Here is a 14,352-nt window from a genome sequence, read left to right on the forward strand (position 1 = left end):
CCCCCCCCCCCCCCCCCCCCCCCCCATCCCCACAATCTTCAAGCTCAAGTCGTCAACCGTCATCATGCCTAGGCTAGTGGCTAACGGCTAACGGCTAACGGCTAACGGCTAACGGCTTACGGCTTACGGCTTACGGCTTACGGCTTACGGCTCAGTTTCTGGCCAGCAGCGAGCGATCATAGCGCACCGTCTTCTCCGTCGGGCTCAGCATCGTGACGCCCTCGCTCTCGCCGCCTCTGGACAGGCTCTCGAAGATCACCCGGTAGGCGAGCACGGCCTGCACATAGTCACGGGTCTCGCGGAAGGGGATGCTCTCGACGAACAGGTCGAACGCTGCCGGCGCGTCGCGCAGCCAGCGGTCGACCCGGCTGGGGCCGGCATTATAGGCGGCCGCGGCGGCCAGGCGGTTGCCGCTATAGCGATCGATCAGCTCGCCCAGGTAGGTGCTGCCCAGGCGGATGTTCACCCCGGGGTCGAGGATGCCGTAGGGGCCGGGGTCGCCGATCCCCAGGCGCCGGCCGAGCTGGGCCGCGGTGGCCGGCATCAGCTGCATCAGGCCCCGGGCGCCCGCGGGGGAGAGGGCCACAGGATTGTAGGCGCTCTCGCGCCGGGCGATGCCCATCAGCAGGTAGGGGTCGACGCCGGCCATGCCGCCCCAGCGCAGGAAGTCATCGCGATAGGCCTCGGGGAAGCGCCACGCCAGGGCGTCCCACATCTGGCCGACGATGGTGGTCTGCACCAGCTCGGCGAGCCAGCCCTGCTGCGCGGCGTAGTCGGCCAGGGCCCGGGCCTCCCCGGGGGTGGCTCGGGCCACGGCTCGGTACCATTCGCTGCTGGCCAGCCCGGGTTCATCGATCCGCCGCAGCGCCTCGGTACGCCGTACCACCGGCCAGTCGGCGACGTTTCGGCGGGTGGCCGCGTCGACGCTGTGGCGCTCCAGGTTCAGGGCGTAGGGGCGACCCAGGCGATCGGCGGCAGCAAAACCGAAGAAGTTTCGCTCACCGGCGGCTGCGGCATAGGCCGCCTCCGCGGTGGCGGGGTCGCCCTGCTGTTCCAGGGCGCGGCCCATCCAGTACTGCCAGCGGGCCTCCCGGCGGGTCGCGTCGGGCATGCGATGCACCCAGTCGATGACCCCTTGCCAGTCACGCTCGGCCAGGGCCGAGCGCACGCGAAGCTCCAGCAGCTCGGCATCGCCGAGGCGTGCCACGACCTCGTCGCGCCAGCCACCGTGCTGCTCGACGTCGCGCACCATCGCATAGAAGGCCAGGTCACGCTCGATGGCGTCGCGATGGCGGGGCGCCAGCGAGAGGTGCGGGGCGATCTTGCGCCAGGCCTCCAGGGCCGCCTCGGTGTCGGCGCGGGTGAAGCCGTGCATGGCCGCGGCGAACAGCGGCCCGCTGCCCCGGCAGCCGGGCCCCGCACAGGCCGGGACCTCGGTCACGGCCGCATAGTCCTTCTGCAGCCGGTCGAGGCTGGTCCTGGCGGACTGCCAGTCGGCGTTCAGCTGCCGGCCCAGGTAGTTCATCAGGCCGGTCTCACCGGCCTGCCAGGCGAGCATCATGCGCTCCCAGATATGCGCCTGGCCGATCTCGCCCCGGGCGCGCAGGGTGTCGAAGAGGGTGTCGCAGGCATCCGGCTGGGAGCGGCCGACGAGCCAGAGCTCGCGGCCGCCCCGGGCGGCGTCCGCCGGCGCGCGATCGAGCAGGGCGGTGTAGTAGTAGCACTGGCGGGCGGTGCCCTCGGGCACGCCGTCAGCGACCGCCAGCAGGCTGGCCGGGCGCCCGGCGTGGCCGTACTTGGCGATCGCCTGGCCGCGCATCCAGTCGCTGAGCGGGGAGTCCTCGTGGCGCTCGATGAAGGCCAGTACCCGGTCGGGATCCACCTCCGGCAGGCGCTGGCGCAGCCGGTGGTAGTCGACGTAGCCGGCGAGGACATGATCCTCGATGGCGTCCCGGTCGATCTTTTCCCACTGGGCGTTGCGGGCGGCCTCCAGGGCCTCCCGCATGGCGCGGTCATCGGCCTGGCCGGCCAGGGGCAGGCTACACAGGATGGCGGCGATCAGGGCCTTGCAGCGGCCGAATGACGGGGACATATCGTGACCTCTTGCGGTTCGCGGTCGTCAATCTGCCATGGTGGCCGATGGCAGGGCACTTGAGTAGTGTCGCCGTTGCCCGACAGGCAGCGGCTGTCCGTGAGGGAGTGGATATCCTATCGTGTAGCGGTATTCCCGCCTGTCGGCAAGGAGATCGAGATGGCCAGATTCCGTGGCGGCTTGCTGGTGGCGCGGCTGCGGCGTCGCGCCCACGTGCTGGGCCATATCGGCCGCGCCCTGCGACTGTTCCTGCCCATGACCCGCGATGTGCTGCTGCGACGCTACCGCCCGGTGCCGTGGGGGGCCTTCCTGTGGATGCTGGCGGCCCTGGCGTACCTGGTCTCGCCGCTTGACCTGATCCCCGATATGTTCGTGCTGCTGGGGTTGGTGGACGATGCGGTGATCGTCGGCTGGCTGTTGACCCGGGTCGACCGGCGTCTGGCGGGCTATCGTGCCTGGCGGGAGCGCGGGGCGGGGAGTGACCCGCCTTCCGGCGACGATCGAGGCGACGTGGAGCCGCCATCTTGATACGATCGTTTGAAATCTTCGTTTCCCTGTTGCCACCTGCGAGGCCCGGATGACCCACGGCCAGACCCCGAGCGACGCCGACTGGCGTCGCGCCCTGACGCGCTTCGTCACGGCGATCACGCACACCCGTGAATTGGGCCTCGAGGTGCTCGAGGTCACCCCCGAGGTGACCACCATGCGCCTGCCCTGGTGCGACGACCTGCTCGGCGATACCGCCCGGGGGCTGGTGCACGGTGGGGTGCTGACCATGCTGCTGGACACCGCCTGCGGTTCGGCAGTGTTGCCGGCCCTACCGGCGCCGGAGATCTGTCCGACCCTGGACCTGCGGGTCGACCACTTCCGGCCGGGGGTGGCGGGGCGGGCCATCCTCGCCGAAGCGCGCGTGATTCGGGTCACCGAGTCGGTGGTCTTCACTGAGGGCATCCTGTGGCAGGAAGCGGGGCGGCCGCTGGCCCGAGGCATTGGCAACTTCGTGCGGCTGGGGCCGCGCAATACGCCCGACGGCTTCGCCGAGGCGCTGTTCGCGGAGGAGGACGACCATGCGTGAGGGCTTCGACAATGTCGAGTGGCTGGCGAGGACCCGCGCCGAGGGCGATGTCGAGGCCTGGTTGGCCCTGGTGCCCTACGCCCGGCGCATCGGGGTCTCGGCGGTCTCCGACGACCCGCAGGGCGAGGGCCTGCTGTTCCGCCTCGACCCCCGCGAGGGCAATGTCGGCAACGTCCTGCTGCCGGCGCTGCATGGTGGGGTGGTGGCCGCCTTCATGGAGACCGCGGCGACCCTGGACCTGATGCTCGCCACCCGTGCGCCGCGCCTGCCGCGCATCGTCGACATCTCCATCGACTATCTGCGCACGGCGCGGGTGGTGCCGACCCTGGCCCGCTGCAGCCTGCTGCGCGAGGGGCGGCGCATGGGCAACGTGCGGGTCTGCGCCTGGCAGGAGAGCGAGGCGGTGCCGGTAGCCACCGCGCGGTTGCACTTCGTGCTCGGCGATCCCGCCGAGGCAGGCGCTTGAAAAACGGCTACCGGGCCCCATATCGACGACAGTTCCGTACCGGTGGCCTCGCCACCATCGTCATGTCGAAAGAGGGGTCCCAGCCACATGACTACCGCGACTCATGAGGAAACCCTCGGCTTCCAGACCGAGGTCAAGCAGCTACTGCACCTGATGATCAACTCCCTGTACTCGAACCGGGAGATCTTCCTGCGCGAGCTGATTTCCAACGGCGCCGATGCCTGCGACAAGCTGCGCTACGCGGCCCTGGACAACGACGCGCTATACGAAGGCGACAGCGAGCTACGCATCGAGATCGACCACGACGCCGAGGCGGGCACCGTGACCGTGCGCGACAACGGCGTCGGCATGAACCGCGACGAGGTGATCGAGAACCTCGGCACCATCGCGCGTTCCGGCACCGCCGAGTTCCTCAAGCAGCTCTCCGGCGAGCAGCAGAAGGATGCCCGGCTGATCGGCCAGTTTGGTGTCGGCTTCTATTCCGGCTTCATCGTCGCCGACGACATCACCGTGCGCACCCGCAAGGCCGGCAGCGCCGAGGCCGAAGGCGTCGAATGGCATTCCCGGGGTGAGGGCGAGTTCACCGTTGCCGATATCGAGCGCGAGGTCCACGGCACCGAGGTCGTGCTGCACCTCAAGGAGGATGCCCGCGAGTTCGCCGACGACTTCCGCTTGAAGAGCCTGGTGCGCAAGTATTCCGACCATATCGAGGTGCCGGTGCGCATGCCCAGGGTCGAGGCCGCCAAGGACGAGGACGGCAACGACATCGAGGGCAGCGAGACCACCACCTGGGAGACCGTCAACGAGGCCACCGCGCTCTGGGTGCGGCCCAAGAGCGAGATCTCCGACGACGAGTACAAGGGCTTCTACAAGCACGTGGCCCATGACTTCAGCGATCCGTTGACCTGGAGCCACAACAAGGTCGAGGGCAAGCTCGAGTATACCAGCCTGCTCTACGTGCCCGGCCGTGCGCCCTTCGATCTCTATGAGCGCGATGGCGCCCGGGGCGTGAAGCTCTATGTGCAGCGCGTCTTCATCATGGACGACGCCGAGCAGTTCCTGCCGCTTTACCTGCGCTTCATCAAGGGCGTGCTGGATACCCGCGACCTGTCGCTCAACGTCTCCCGCGAGCTGCTGCAGCAGGATCCCAAGGTCGAGAAGATCAAGTCCGCCCTGACCAAGCGGGCGCTGGACATGCTGGGGAAGCTGGCCAAGGACAAGGCGGCCTACCAGACCTTCTGGAACACCTTCGGCAGCGTGCTAAAGGAGGGCCCGGCGGAGGATTTCGCCAACCGCGAGAAGATCGCCGGCCTGCTGCGCTTCTCCACCACTCAAACCGACAGCACCACTCAGGACCAGTCGCTGGCCGACTACGTCTCGCGCATGAAGGACGGGCAGGAGAAGATCTACTACATCGTCGCCGACGGCTTCAATGCGGCCAAGTCGAGCCCACACCTGGAGATCTTCCGCAAGAAGGGCATCGAGGTGCTGCTGCTGCATGACCGCATCGACGAGTGGCTGATGAGCCATCTCGACGAGTTCGAGGGCAAGCACCTCGTCGACGTGGCCAAGGGTGAGCTCGATCTCGGCGACGTCGAGGACGAGGAGGAGAAGAAGGCCCAGGAGGAGACCGCCAAGGCCAAGCAGGACCTGGTCAAGCGCGTCAAGGAGGCGCTGGGTGACGAGGTCCAGGAGGTCAAGGTGACCCACCGCCTGACCGACTCGCCGGCCTGCGTGGTGCTGCCCGAGCACGAGATGGGCTTCCAGATGCGCCGCATCATGGAGGCCGCCGGCCAGCCGATGCCCGAGGTCAAGCCGATCCTCGAGCTCAACCCCGAGCATGCGCTGGTAGCGCGCCTCGAGAGTGTCGAGGGTGAGGGCTTCGAGGACCTGGCGCGTATCCTGCTCGACCAGGCGATCATCGCCGAGGGCGGCCACCTCGACGATCCCGCCGCCTACGTCAAGCGTCTCAATGCGTTGCTGAGCGCTTGATTCCCATTCGGCCGTCCATGGCTGGCACCTCCTCAATTGCTGCCGGCCGCCCCAATGGGCGGCCGGCATGCGTTCAGAGCACGTTCCAGTAGCAGTGCCGCTGGGTCTCGCAGCGTGAGACTCGGTATTCTAGTGCTTCGCCCTGAAGCCCACGAGCAATCCTGCGGATCTCCAGCAGCGGCGAGCCTAGCGCCACGCCTAGATGCTTCTCCTCCTGAGCACCCGCTGCCACCGCGAAGAGACGTTCTTCCGCTTTTGCCACGCTTTGTCCGAATCGCTGCTGGTAGAGCTGGTAAAGAGTGTTGGGCAAAGTCTGGGGCTCTTTTTCCAGTGCCGGGAAGCGAGCCGCATCGACTACCAGATCCTCCAGCAGCGCCGGCATCTCGTCCAACTCCCTTACCCGCTGGATGTGCACCACTACTGTTCCTTCTTTAGTCCCCAATACCTCTGCCTCATCCGCCGTGGCCGTTCGGCGCTCGCGAAGCAGCACCCGGGTCACGGGTAGCGAGCGAGTACCATCGATGCGTGTGAGATGGAAGAACTGGAACAGTGAGCGGTCACTGTCGTGGGTTGCAACCACGGTGCCCTTGCCCTGATGACGAATCACCACATGATCGCTGGCCAGGGCATCTACAGCCTTGCGCAGAGTGCCTACGCTGACCCCGTACTCCTGCGACAGGGCTGACTCGCTGGGGATGAAGGTACCTGGTGGCCAATCCCCTGAAACGATGCGTGATAGCAGTGCCTCCTTGATCTGCTGGTAGAGCGGTCGATAGCTGGGTTTCAGCGGGTCGTTCATGTGCGGTCCCTTGGCTGTGTTGCCTGTGCAGCATCCGTTTCCATCGAATGCTACGGCGTTGAAGGATGATAGCAAAAAAACATGTAGATGACTTGACTACCCTGTATCATATGTCATATATATGAATTGAGGCTTCGCAGTATCCCGTTCGCCACAGTCGTGATCTCGAGCTCGAATCGAGATAACGCCAACAGACCTCACAAGTGGAGAAGAAACATCATGAGCATCGACTTCGTAGTACATGATGCCGACGACAGCGTCGGCGTCGCGGTGGTCGAGGGAATTCAGGCCGGTCAGGAACTGACCGGGTGGGTCATGCAAGAGGATCAGACCATTACCTGCAAGGTGAGCGATCCCATTCCCATTGGCCACAAGCTGGCGATCCGCGACCTGGCCGAAGGTGACACCGTCATCAAGTACAGCGTAGATATCGGTCGCGTTATCAAGCCGATCAAGAAGGGCGAGCACCTGCACGTCCACAATGTCAAAACCAAGAGGTGGTAAGCATGGAAATCAAAGGTCGCAAGTTTCTGGGCTATCGTCGCGAGAATGGTCGTGTCGGTGTCCGCAACCACGTCATCGTGCTGCCGGTCGACGACATTTCCAACGCTGCCGCGGAAGCCGTGGCCAACAATATCAAGGGCACCCTGGCCATTCCGCATCCCTACGGTCGGCTTCAGTTCGGCGCCGACCTGGACCTGCACTTCCGCACTCTGATCGGCACCGGCTGCAACCCCAATGTCGCCGCCGTCATCGTCATCGGCATCGAGCCGGGCTGGACCAACAAGGTCGTCGACGGCATCAAGGCCACCGGCAAGCCGGTCGAGGGCTTCTGGATCGAGCAGAACGGGGATCACAACACCATCTGCGCCGCCTCCAAGAAGGCTCGCGAGTTCGTGCAGCACGCCAGTGAGCTGCAGCGAGAGGAGTGTGACGTCGACGAGCTGTGGGTCTCCACCAAGTGCGGTGAGTCCGATACCACCTCGGGCTGCGGCGCCAACCCCACCGTCGGAGCGGCGTTCGACAAGCTGTATGAGGCGGGCTGCACGCTGGTGTTCGGCGAGACTTCGGAGCTGACCGGGGGCGAGCATCTCGTCGCCGAGCGTTGCGCCACTCCGGAAGTTCGCGAGCAGTTCCAGGCGATGTTCGATCGCTACAGCGACATGATCGACCGCCACAAGACCAGCGATCTCTCCGAGTCCCAGCCGACCAAGGGCAACATCGAGGGCGGGCTGACCACCATCGAGGAGAAGGCGCTGGGGAACATCCAGAAGATCGGCAAGCGCTGCCAGGTCGACGGGGTGCTGGACAAGGCCGAGCATCCCGACAAGCCGGGTCTGTGGTTCATGGACTCTTCGTCCGCCGCCGCCGAGATGGTCACCCTGTGTGCTGCCTCGGGCTACGTGGTGCACTTCTTCCCCACCGGCCAGGGCAACGTGATCGGCAACCCGATCCTGCCGGTGATCAAGATCTGTGCCAACCCGCGGACGGTACGCACCATGGGCGAGCACATCGATGTTGATGTCTCTCACCTGTTGAAGCGTGAGATCAACATGGAAGAAGCCGGCGACCAGTTGCTCGAGATGATGCTGCGCACCGCCAATGGTCGAAATACCGCGGCCGAGGCCTTGGGACATCGTGAGTTCGTGCTGACGCGTCTCTACGAGAGCGCTTGATATCAACGACACACCCCCGCCCCACGGTGGGGGAGTTTCCTTTGCCTTCATCGAGAGAGGAGGTGCCTCTTCGTTTTCTAACTTCTAAGGCGTCGGGTTAGTGACAAGCCCGACGGTGCAATGCATGCAAGCTCAAGACGACAACGACAATATCTGGAGGTACGTCATGCGAGTCACTCACTCAATCGCCCTGGCCACGGGGTTCGGAATGGCCATCGTCGGCAGTTTCACGCCTCTGGCAGCTGCGGATGACTTTCCCAGCAAGGATGTTCAGTACGTGATTCCGTTCGGGCCCGGCGGCGAGTCCGATATCAGCGCCCGGCTGCAACAGAAATACTTCGAAGAGATCACCGGCGAGCAACTGGTGGTGCAGTATATGCCCGGGGGCGGCGGCGCCGTGGGCTGGTCCCAGCTCTCGGACATGTCCAACGACGGCTACAGAATTATGGGCTCCAACCTGCCTCACATCATCCTCAAGCCCATGGGCAAGGACGTCGGCTTCCAGACTGAGGACCTGAACAACTTCTTCTACTTCCATTACTCGCCCGACGCCATCTTAGTGCGCAACGACAGCCCCTACGAGACCCTTGACGACCTGATCCAGGCCGCCGAGCAGACCCCTGGGGCGGTGACCTTCTCCGGCAGCGGTACCTACAGCGCCAACGACGTGGCAAACACCCGCTTCCAACAACTCGCCGACATCACCACCACCTACATCCCGTTCAAGGGCACCGGGGCGGCGGTGACGGCGCTGCTCGGCGGCCAAGTCCAGGCCGAGTGGGGCTACACCACGGTGGCCGCCAACCATCAGGACAAGGTACGCATGCTGGCGGTAGCGGCCGAGGAGCGTCACCCCATGTTCCCGGACGTGCCGACCTTCAATGAGCTTGGCTACGACATGGTCGGCGGCGCCTACCGCGGCATGGCAGTGCCGGAGGGCACGCCCGAGGAGGTTCAGCAGGAACTGTCCGAGATCTTCCAGCAGATCAACGAGAATCCTGAGTTCCAACAGGAGATGCAGGACCTGGGCTTCGTGTTGATGGACGTCCCGCTCGAGGAGATGGACGCCTTCATGGCGGAGCGTCAGGAGGTCTACGAGGCCACTGCTCGTGAACTCGGCCTGATCGACTGATCCGGGGAGGAGCCGCATGGAGATTCTCAGCTATACATTGGGCGCCCTGTCCCCGGTGAACCTGGGGTTGGCGCTACTCGGGGTGGCCTCGGGGATCATCATCGGGGCCCTGCCGGGGCTATCGGCCACCATGGCGGTGGCGGTGCTGGTCCCGGTAACCTTCGGCATGGCGCCGGAATCGGCGCTTATCATGCTGGGGGCCATCTACACCGGGGCGATCTATGGCGGCTCCTATTCTGCCATCCTGGTCAATACGCCGGGGACCCCCTCGGCCATCGCTACCACCTTCGACGGCTTCCCCATGGCCAAGCGCGGCGACGGCGACCTGGCGGTCACCCTCTCGACGCTGGCCTCGGTCGCCGGCGGGGTGGTCGGGGTGCTGGCCCTGCTGACCCTGGCACCGCTGCTGGCCCAGGTGGCCCTTAGCTTCGGGCCTGTGGAGTACTTCTGGCTGGCGATCTTCGGGCTGACGCTGATCTCGGCGCTGTCCGAGGGGTCCACCCTCAAGGGGTTCATGGGGGCGGGCTTCGGGCTGCTGCTCTCGACTATCGGTGTGGCCGTGGTGGGCGGCGACACTCGCTATACCTTTGGCTCCCAGGTCCTGCTGGGCGGCATCGAGACGGTATCGGCGCTGATCGGCCTGTACTGTATTCCCGTCCTCATCGATCTCGTGGCGACGCCCGAGGCACACCTCAAGGTCGATGAAGAGCAGCGTGGCATCCGCCTGCGTGAGGGTCTGGGGCATGCCTGGCTCGGCAAGCTCAACCTGCTGCGCTCCGCCACTATCGGAACGGTGGTGGCCATCCTGCCCGGCGCCGGGGGCTCCATTGCCAGTCTGGTGTCCTACTCCGAAGCGCGGCGCGCCTCTCGCGACGCCTCGAGCTTCGGCAAGGGTAATCCCCAAGGCGTGCTGGCCACCGAGTCGGCCAACAACGCCACCGTGGGCGGTGGCTTCATTCCCACCCTGGTACTAGGCATCCCCGGCACTCCGCCGGACGCGGTGATCCTGGGTGCGCTGCTGGTACAGGGCTTCCGTACCGGGCCGGAGCTGTTCACTACCAACGCCAGCATCACCTACACCTTCATCGGCGGACTCTTCCTGGCTACCTGCCTGCTGCTGCCGCTGGGGCTGCTGATTGGCCGCTATGCCTTCAAATCGATCATCACCATCCCCAAGGCACTATTGGTGCCGACCATCGCCTTCATGACCGTGATCGGGACCTATGCCATCCGCAACAGCGTCAGCGACGTGGTGATCATGCTGACCTTGGGCGTGGTGGGATGGCTGCTCAATCGCTACGGATTCCGGCCATCCCCCATCGTGCTGGGGCTGATTCTCGGCCCCATCGCCGAACAAGGCTTCGTGCAGGGCTTCCTGATGGGTCGGGCCAGCGGGGCCGTCGTATCGACCTTCTTCGGCGGTCCCATAAGTTTAACCATCATCGCCCTCTCGGTGCTCAGCGTCTTCTATCCCATGATCAAGGTGCGCCGAGCCCGGCGGCGCGGCCATGACGGTGGGGGTTCTCACCAGGAGGTTTCGTAATGATGAAGGCACGTCCCAGGATGCAGGCCACCTGTTCGGCCCGTTCCGAATTCCTGCTGCCGCTTCTGTTCATCGCCGTGAGCGGGCTATGTATCTGGCAGGCCCGGGACATGAGCCAGCTCGGTGCCATTTTCCCCGTCACTATCGCTGTAGTGATCCTGATCGCCGGCGTGCTGCGGCTCGGCCAATTGGTCATGCATGGGGTGCACAGCAATGTCGGTCGAGAGCGGGGGTCTACTCCGCGCCGGGTGCTGCTGGTGCTCGCCATGACTGCCTGGGCGCTGATCATGCCCTGGGCCGGCTTCCTGCTGGCGGGGCTGGCAAGCTTCGTCACCTTGATGCTGATTGCCCAGCACGAGCCCTGGACGCCGCGCCGGCTGCTGGGCCACCTGATCGCCGGCGCCGTGCTGGTGGCCGGCTTCTATGGCCTCTTTGCTTTGCTGCTCAATGTGCCGCTGCCGGTGGGCAAGTGGTGGATGGGCTAAAGCGCTTTACTGCGACCACACAACGACGAATGCTGGGCTTGGCCCGGCGAGAGGAGAGGACCCCCATGGGCAAGATCGTGGTTTCCGAATTCATGGACGAGGGCGCTGTCGTCAGCCTCGAGGATCGCTTCGAGGTGGTCTTTGATCCCGGCCTGGTGGAGGATCGCCGGGCCCTGTTGGCGGCCGTGGCCGACGCCGAGGGCATCATCGTGCGCAACCGCACCCGGGTGGATGCCGAGCTGCTGGCCGCTGCGCCCCGCCTCAAGGTTGTGGGGCGCCTGGGCGTTGGGCTCGACAACATCGACCTGGCCGCTTGCGAGGCCCGGGGGGTGGCGGTCAAGCCGGCCCATGGCGGTAATGGTAGCTCGGTGGCCGAGTACGTGCTGACCGGTGCCCTGATGCTCCGTCGACAGGCCTACTTCGCCAGCGTTGCCATGTTGGCGGGGGAGTGGCCACGTCAGGCGCTGATTGGTCACGAGGTGGCCGGCTGTACATTGGGACTAGTGGGCTACGGTGCCATCGCTCGGGAAACCGCCAAACGTGCCAGGGCCCTGGACATGACGGTGGCGGCATACGATCCCCACCTGTTGGCGGATGCCCCAGAATGGGCGGGCGTGACCCGTCACGAGAGACTGGACACGTTGATCGCATCCGCCGATGTGGTCAGCCTCCACGTGCCGTTGACCGAGGCCACCCGCCATCTGATCGACGCCGCGGCTCTGACCCGGATGAAGCCCGATGCTGTGCTGATCAATGCGGCCCGTGGCGGTACCGTTGACGAGGCTGCCCTAGCGGAGGTGCTGCGCCAGGGGCGCCTGGCAGGGGCCATGCTGGATGTCTTCGAGAAGGAGCCGTTGCCCGCCGGATCGGTGTTTGAGGGGGTCCCCAACCTCATCGTGACACCGCATATCGCCGGTGTCACCGAGGAATCCAACGCCCGCATCAGCGAGATGACGGCCCACAACGTCATGGGCGTCCTGACACGCACTGCGGAGGTGCACCAATGAGCGAGAGTGTCGAATTAGGGCTCGGTCAGGCCCGCGAGTTGGCCATGGCCGCAATGCGTGGCCGGGGCTTTGGCGAGGCCGAGGCGGCGGTCACCGTCGAGGCCCTTTTGGAGGCGGAGCAGGACGGCCTGCCCTCTCATGGATTGGCACGACTGCCATTCTATCTAGATCAGGCAGTCAGCGGTAAGGTCGACGCTCGAGCGGTACCACGCCTAGAGACTGATGGTGCCGTAGTGCGGGTGGACGCCTGCCATGGCCTGGCCTTTCCCGCGGTAGCTCAAGGGCTCGAGGTTGGCTATGAGTGTGTCGAGGGGTTAGGGGTGGCTGCGGTAGCCATTTCCTGCTCTCACCACTTCGGAGTCGCTGGTGCTCCGGTAGAAGCGGCTGCGCGGCGAGGCTACCTGGCGCTGGCTTTTAGCAATGCGCCTTCAGCCATGGCCCCTTGGGGGGGTAAACGGCCATTGTTCGGGACAAACCCCATTGCATTCGCTTGTCCGCGTAGAGGTTGTGACCCGCTGCTGATTGACCTTTCACTGTCCAAGGTGGCCCGTGGCAAGGTGATGCTGGCAAAGAAACGTGGTGAACCCATTCCGGAGGGGTGGGCACTGGATCCTGACGGCCTGCCAACCTCCAGCCCGGATGCGGCAATTGCCGGCAGCATGGTACCCGCTGGTGACGCAAAAGGGGCGGCCCTAGCGCTGATGGTAGAATTGCTTACTGCAGGTCTAACAGGTAGCAATTTCGGCTTCCAGGCTAGTTCCTTCTTCGACGCCGATGGTGCGCCGCCTAGCATAGGACAACTGATTTTGTTGATGGATCCGAAGCGCTTCTCCTCAGGTTTCGTAGAACATGCAGAAACAATGTTCGAGGCGATGCTGGATCAGCCCGGTGTCCGGATACCAGGGGAGCGACGCTTCCGACTGCGTCGAGAGGGGCGTGTGCGGGTGGTGTTGTCCTCCAGCCTGCTGCGCGCCCTTGAAGCCCATGCTGCAGCATGCTGAGCGGCTAATCTTTCGTTGAAAGCTGGCCAGTCGACTCCCGGAATACAAGTGGGGCATCGAGCAGTTGGTGATGGGGGAGCATTTCGCCACTGATGCGAGCGATCAGCGCATCGGCCACTTGTTTGCCTATTTCGTTGGCCGGCACGGCGACCGTGGTCAACGGTGGTGTCATGAAACGCGCCTGAGGTAGGTCGTCGAAGCCGGTGATGGAAAGCTCGTCGGGGATGCGCATTCCTACTCGCTGTGCGGCCAGCATGACTCCGAAGGCAAGGGTGTCATTGCCGCAGAGGATTGCGGTAGGCGGTGCGTCCAGTCCCATCAGGGTCTCGAAGGCCAGGACGCCCTCGGCGATACCATATTCCACCGTGACGATGCGTTCCGGTGGTGGGGCACAACCTGCCGCTTCGGTTTCCTGGAGAAAGCCCTCTAGACGAGCGCGGGCTCGATCGTTGCCTGCAGTAGGAGCACTGACGATCGCGAGGCGACGGTGGCCCAACTGCAACAAGTGGTTTGCTAGGTTACGTGCCGGGAGCGTGTTATCGAAGCCGATGTTGGGCCAGTCAGGGTCATCCTCTGCGTGCCAGCAGCTCAGGAAGGGTAGACCTCGTCGCTGCAGCAGGGTCTGCACCCCTTGAAGGTGGTCATGTCCAATCAGCACGACGCCATCGATACCCTGCTGTACCAGAGTTCGCAGGGCCTGGAGCTCATCATCCAAGTCATAGCGATAGGTGGCGATCAACAGCCGGCAGTCGTGGCGCTTTAGCCGTTGTTCTAGGCTGTCAATCATGGCTCCGAAAATGGGATTGTCCAGCGTCGGGACGAGCGCCCCGATGGCACCGATGCGCCTTGAGGCCAGTGCCCTAGCCGTGCCATCAGGGACATACCCGAGTCGGTCTATAGCGGAGTTGACGCGCTCGCGCAGCCGCTCGCTGACATGGGGAGCCTCGTTGAGGACGCGCGATACCGATGCCGTTGAAACCCCGGCCTCTCGGGCCACATCACCCAACAACGTGCGCTGCACCTCCTTGCTCATGATTCTGGCACCTCTTTAGTCTATGTGAATCAGTTAATTGTGCCGATAGAA

Annotated in this window: 14 protein-coding genes; 11 read left to right on the forward strand and 3 right to left on the reverse strand. The window is 64.8% G+C overall.

Annotated elements, in window-relative coordinates; genetic code table 11:
• Window positions 1–151 precede the first annotated feature (151 nt).
• Window positions 152–2,092: a transglycosylase SLT domain-containing protein gene (locus tag OP498_RS15255; protein WP_280547831.1), complete on the reverse strand. Its 1,941-nt coding sequence runs from the start codon at window positions 2,090–2,092 to the stop codon at window positions 152–154.
• A gap of 159 nt (window positions 2,093–2,251) precedes the next feature.
• On the opposite strand from OP498_RS15255, the gene OP498_RS15260 reads away from it, so the two are divergent.
• The 4 genes from OP498_RS15260 (at window position 2,252) to htpG (ending at window position 5,625) form a co-directional block, all read left to right on the forward strand.
• Window positions 2,252–2,620 (forward strand): DUF1232 domain-containing protein, encoded by a 369-nt coding sequence (locus OP498_RS15260; protein ID WP_280547830.1) that lies wholly within the window; start codon window positions 2,252–2,254, stop codon window positions 2,618–2,620.
• 49 nt (window positions 2,621–2,669) lie between these two features.
• Window positions 2,670–3,167, forward strand: a complete 498-nt coding sequence (locus OP498_RS15265; protein WP_280547829.1) for a PaaI family thioesterase — start codon at window positions 2,670–2,672, stop codon at window positions 3,165–3,167.
• A complete protein-coding gene (locus OP498_RS15270; protein WP_280547828.1) occupies window positions 3,160–3,633 on the forward strand; it encodes a PaaI family thioesterase in 474 nt (157 codons plus the stop codon). Before OP498_RS15265 ends, OP498_RS15270 begins: the two co-directional genes overlap by 8 nt.
• An 87-nt stretch (window positions 3,634–3,720) precedes the next feature.
• Window positions 3,721–5,625 carry a molecular chaperone HtpG gene (gene htpG, locus OP498_RS15275; RefSeq protein WP_280554252.1) on the forward strand — a complete coding sequence of 635 codons (1,905 nt, stop codon included), beginning with the start codon at window positions 3,721–3,723 and terminating at the stop codon, window positions 5,623–5,625.
• A 73-nt stretch (window positions 5,626–5,698) separates the two neighbouring features.
• Here the strand turns inward: htpG and OP498_RS15280 are convergent, their stop codons facing one another.
• Window positions 5,699–6,424, reverse strand: coding sequence for a GntR family transcriptional regulator (locus OP498_RS15280; protein WP_280554253.1), 726 nt, complete (start codon window positions 6,422–6,424; stop codon window positions 5,699–5,701).
• Between the two features lie 219 nt (window positions 6,425–6,643).
• Between OP498_RS15280 and OP498_RS15285 the strand changes: the two genes are divergently transcribed.
• The 7 genes from OP498_RS15285 (at window position 6,644) to OP498_RS15315 (ending at window position 13,268) form a co-directional block, all read left to right on the forward strand.
• Window positions 6,644–6,928 (forward strand): UxaA family hydrolase, encoded by a 285-nt coding sequence (locus tag OP498_RS15285; protein ID WP_280554254.1) that lies wholly within the window; start codon window positions 6,644–6,646, stop codon window positions 6,926–6,928.
• A 2-nt stretch (window positions 6,929–6,930) separates the two neighbouring features.
• Window positions 6,931–8,100, forward strand: coding sequence for a UxaA family hydrolase (locus tag OP498_RS15290; RefSeq protein ID WP_280554255.1), 1,170 nt, complete (start codon window positions 6,931–6,933; stop codon window positions 8,098–8,100).
• Between the two features lie 166 nt (window positions 8,101–8,266).
• Window positions 8,267–9,232 (forward strand): tripartite tricarboxylate transporter substrate binding protein, encoded by a 966-nt coding sequence (locus tag OP498_RS15295; protein WP_280554257.1) that lies wholly within the window; start codon window positions 8,267–8,269, stop codon window positions 9,230–9,232.
• Window positions 9,233–9,248: 16 nt separating this feature from the next.
• Window positions 9,249–10,775, forward strand: a complete 1,527-nt coding sequence (locus tag OP498_RS15300; RefSeq protein ID WP_280554258.1) for a tripartite tricarboxylate transporter permease — start codon at window positions 9,249–9,251, stop codon at window positions 10,773–10,775.
• Complete coding sequence (locus OP498_RS15305; RefSeq protein WP_280554261.1) at window positions 10,775–11,260, forward strand: tripartite tricarboxylate transporter TctB family protein; 486 nt, start codon at window positions 10,775–10,777, stop codon at window positions 11,258–11,260. The genes OP498_RS15300 and OP498_RS15305 overlap by 1 nt, the downstream gene beginning before the upstream one ends.
• A 65-nt stretch (window positions 11,261–11,325) precedes the next feature.
• A complete protein-coding gene (locus tag OP498_RS15310) occupies window positions 11,326–12,267 on the forward strand; it encodes a hydroxyacid dehydrogenase (RefSeq protein ID WP_280554262.1) in 942 nt (313 codons plus the stop codon).
• Entirely contained in the window at window positions 12,264–13,268 is a 1,005-nt protein-coding gene (locus OP498_RS15315; protein ID WP_280554264.1) for an Ldh family oxidoreductase, read from the forward strand. Before OP498_RS15310 ends, OP498_RS15315 begins: the two co-directional genes overlap by 4 nt.
• 4 nt (window positions 13,269–13,272) lie before the next feature.
• Here the strand turns inward: OP498_RS15315 and OP498_RS15320 are convergent, their stop codons facing one another.
• Complete coding sequence (locus tag OP498_RS15320; RefSeq protein ID WP_280554266.1) at window positions 13,273–14,301, reverse strand: LacI family DNA-binding transcriptional regulator; 1,029 nt, start codon at window positions 14,299–14,301, stop codon at window positions 13,273–13,275.
• Window positions 14,302–14,352: the final 51 nt, after the last annotated feature.

This window comes from Halomonas sp. 25-S5, from assembly GCF_029889845.1.
Lineage (GTDB): Bacteria > Pseudomonadota > Gammaproteobacteria > Pseudomonadales > Halomonadaceae > Halomonas.

Excerpts from the sequence above, each read along its gene's own strand:
- OP498_RS15305 (WP_280554261.1), top strand. The coding sequence starts at position 10,775 with ATGATGAAGGCACGTCCCAGGATGCAGGCCACCTGTTCGGCCCGTTCC.
- OP498_RS15285 (WP_280554254.1), top strand. The coding sequence starts at position 6,644 with ATGAGCATCGACTTCGTAGTACATGATGCCGACGACAGCGTCGGCGTC.
- OP498_RS15300 (WP_280554258.1), top strand. The coding sequence starts at position 9,249 with ATGGAGATTCTCAGCTATACATTGGGCGCCCTGTCCCCGGTGAACCTG.
- OP498_RS15295 (WP_280554257.1), top strand. The coding sequence starts at position 8,267 with ATGCGAGTCACTCACTCAATCGCCCTGGCCACGGGGTTCGGAATGGCC.
- OP498_RS15290 (WP_280554255.1), top strand. The coding sequence starts at position 6,931 with ATGGAAATCAAAGGTCGCAAGTTTCTGGGCTATCGTCGCGAGAATGGT.
- OP498_RS15320 (WP_280554266.1), bottom strand. The coding sequence starts at position 14,301 with ATGAGCAAGGAGGTGCAGCGCACGTTGTTGGGTGATGTGGCCCGAGAG.
- OP498_RS15280 (WP_280554253.1), bottom strand. The coding sequence starts at position 6,424 with ATGAACGACCCGCTGAAACCCAGCTATCGACCGCTCTACCAGCAGATC.
- OP498_RS15255 (WP_280547831.1), bottom strand. The coding sequence starts at position 2,092 with ATGTCCCCGTCATTCGGCCGCTGCAAGGCCCTGATCGCCGCCATCCTG.
- OP498_RS15260 (WP_280547830.1), top strand. The coding sequence starts at position 2,252 with ATGGCCAGATTCCGTGGCGGCTTGCTGGTGGCGCGGCTGCGGCGTCGC.
- htpG (WP_280554252.1), top strand. The coding sequence starts at position 3,721 with ATGACTACCGCGACTCATGAGGAAACCCTCGGCTTCCAGACCGAGGTC.
- OP498_RS15315 (WP_280554264.1), top strand. The coding sequence starts at position 12,264 with ATGAGCGAGAGTGTCGAATTAGGGCTCGGTCAGGCCCGCGAGTTGGCC.
- OP498_RS15265 (WP_280547829.1), top strand. The coding sequence starts at position 2,670 with ATGACCCACGGCCAGACCCCGAGCGACGCCGACTGGCGTCGCGCCCTG.
- OP498_RS15310 (WP_280554262.1), top strand. The coding sequence starts at position 11,326 with ATGGGCAAGATCGTGGTTTCCGAATTCATGGACGAGGGCGCTGTCGTC.
- OP498_RS15270 (WP_280547828.1), top strand. The coding sequence starts at position 3,160 with ATGCGTGAGGGCTTCGACAATGTCGAGTGGCTGGCGAGGACCCGCGCC.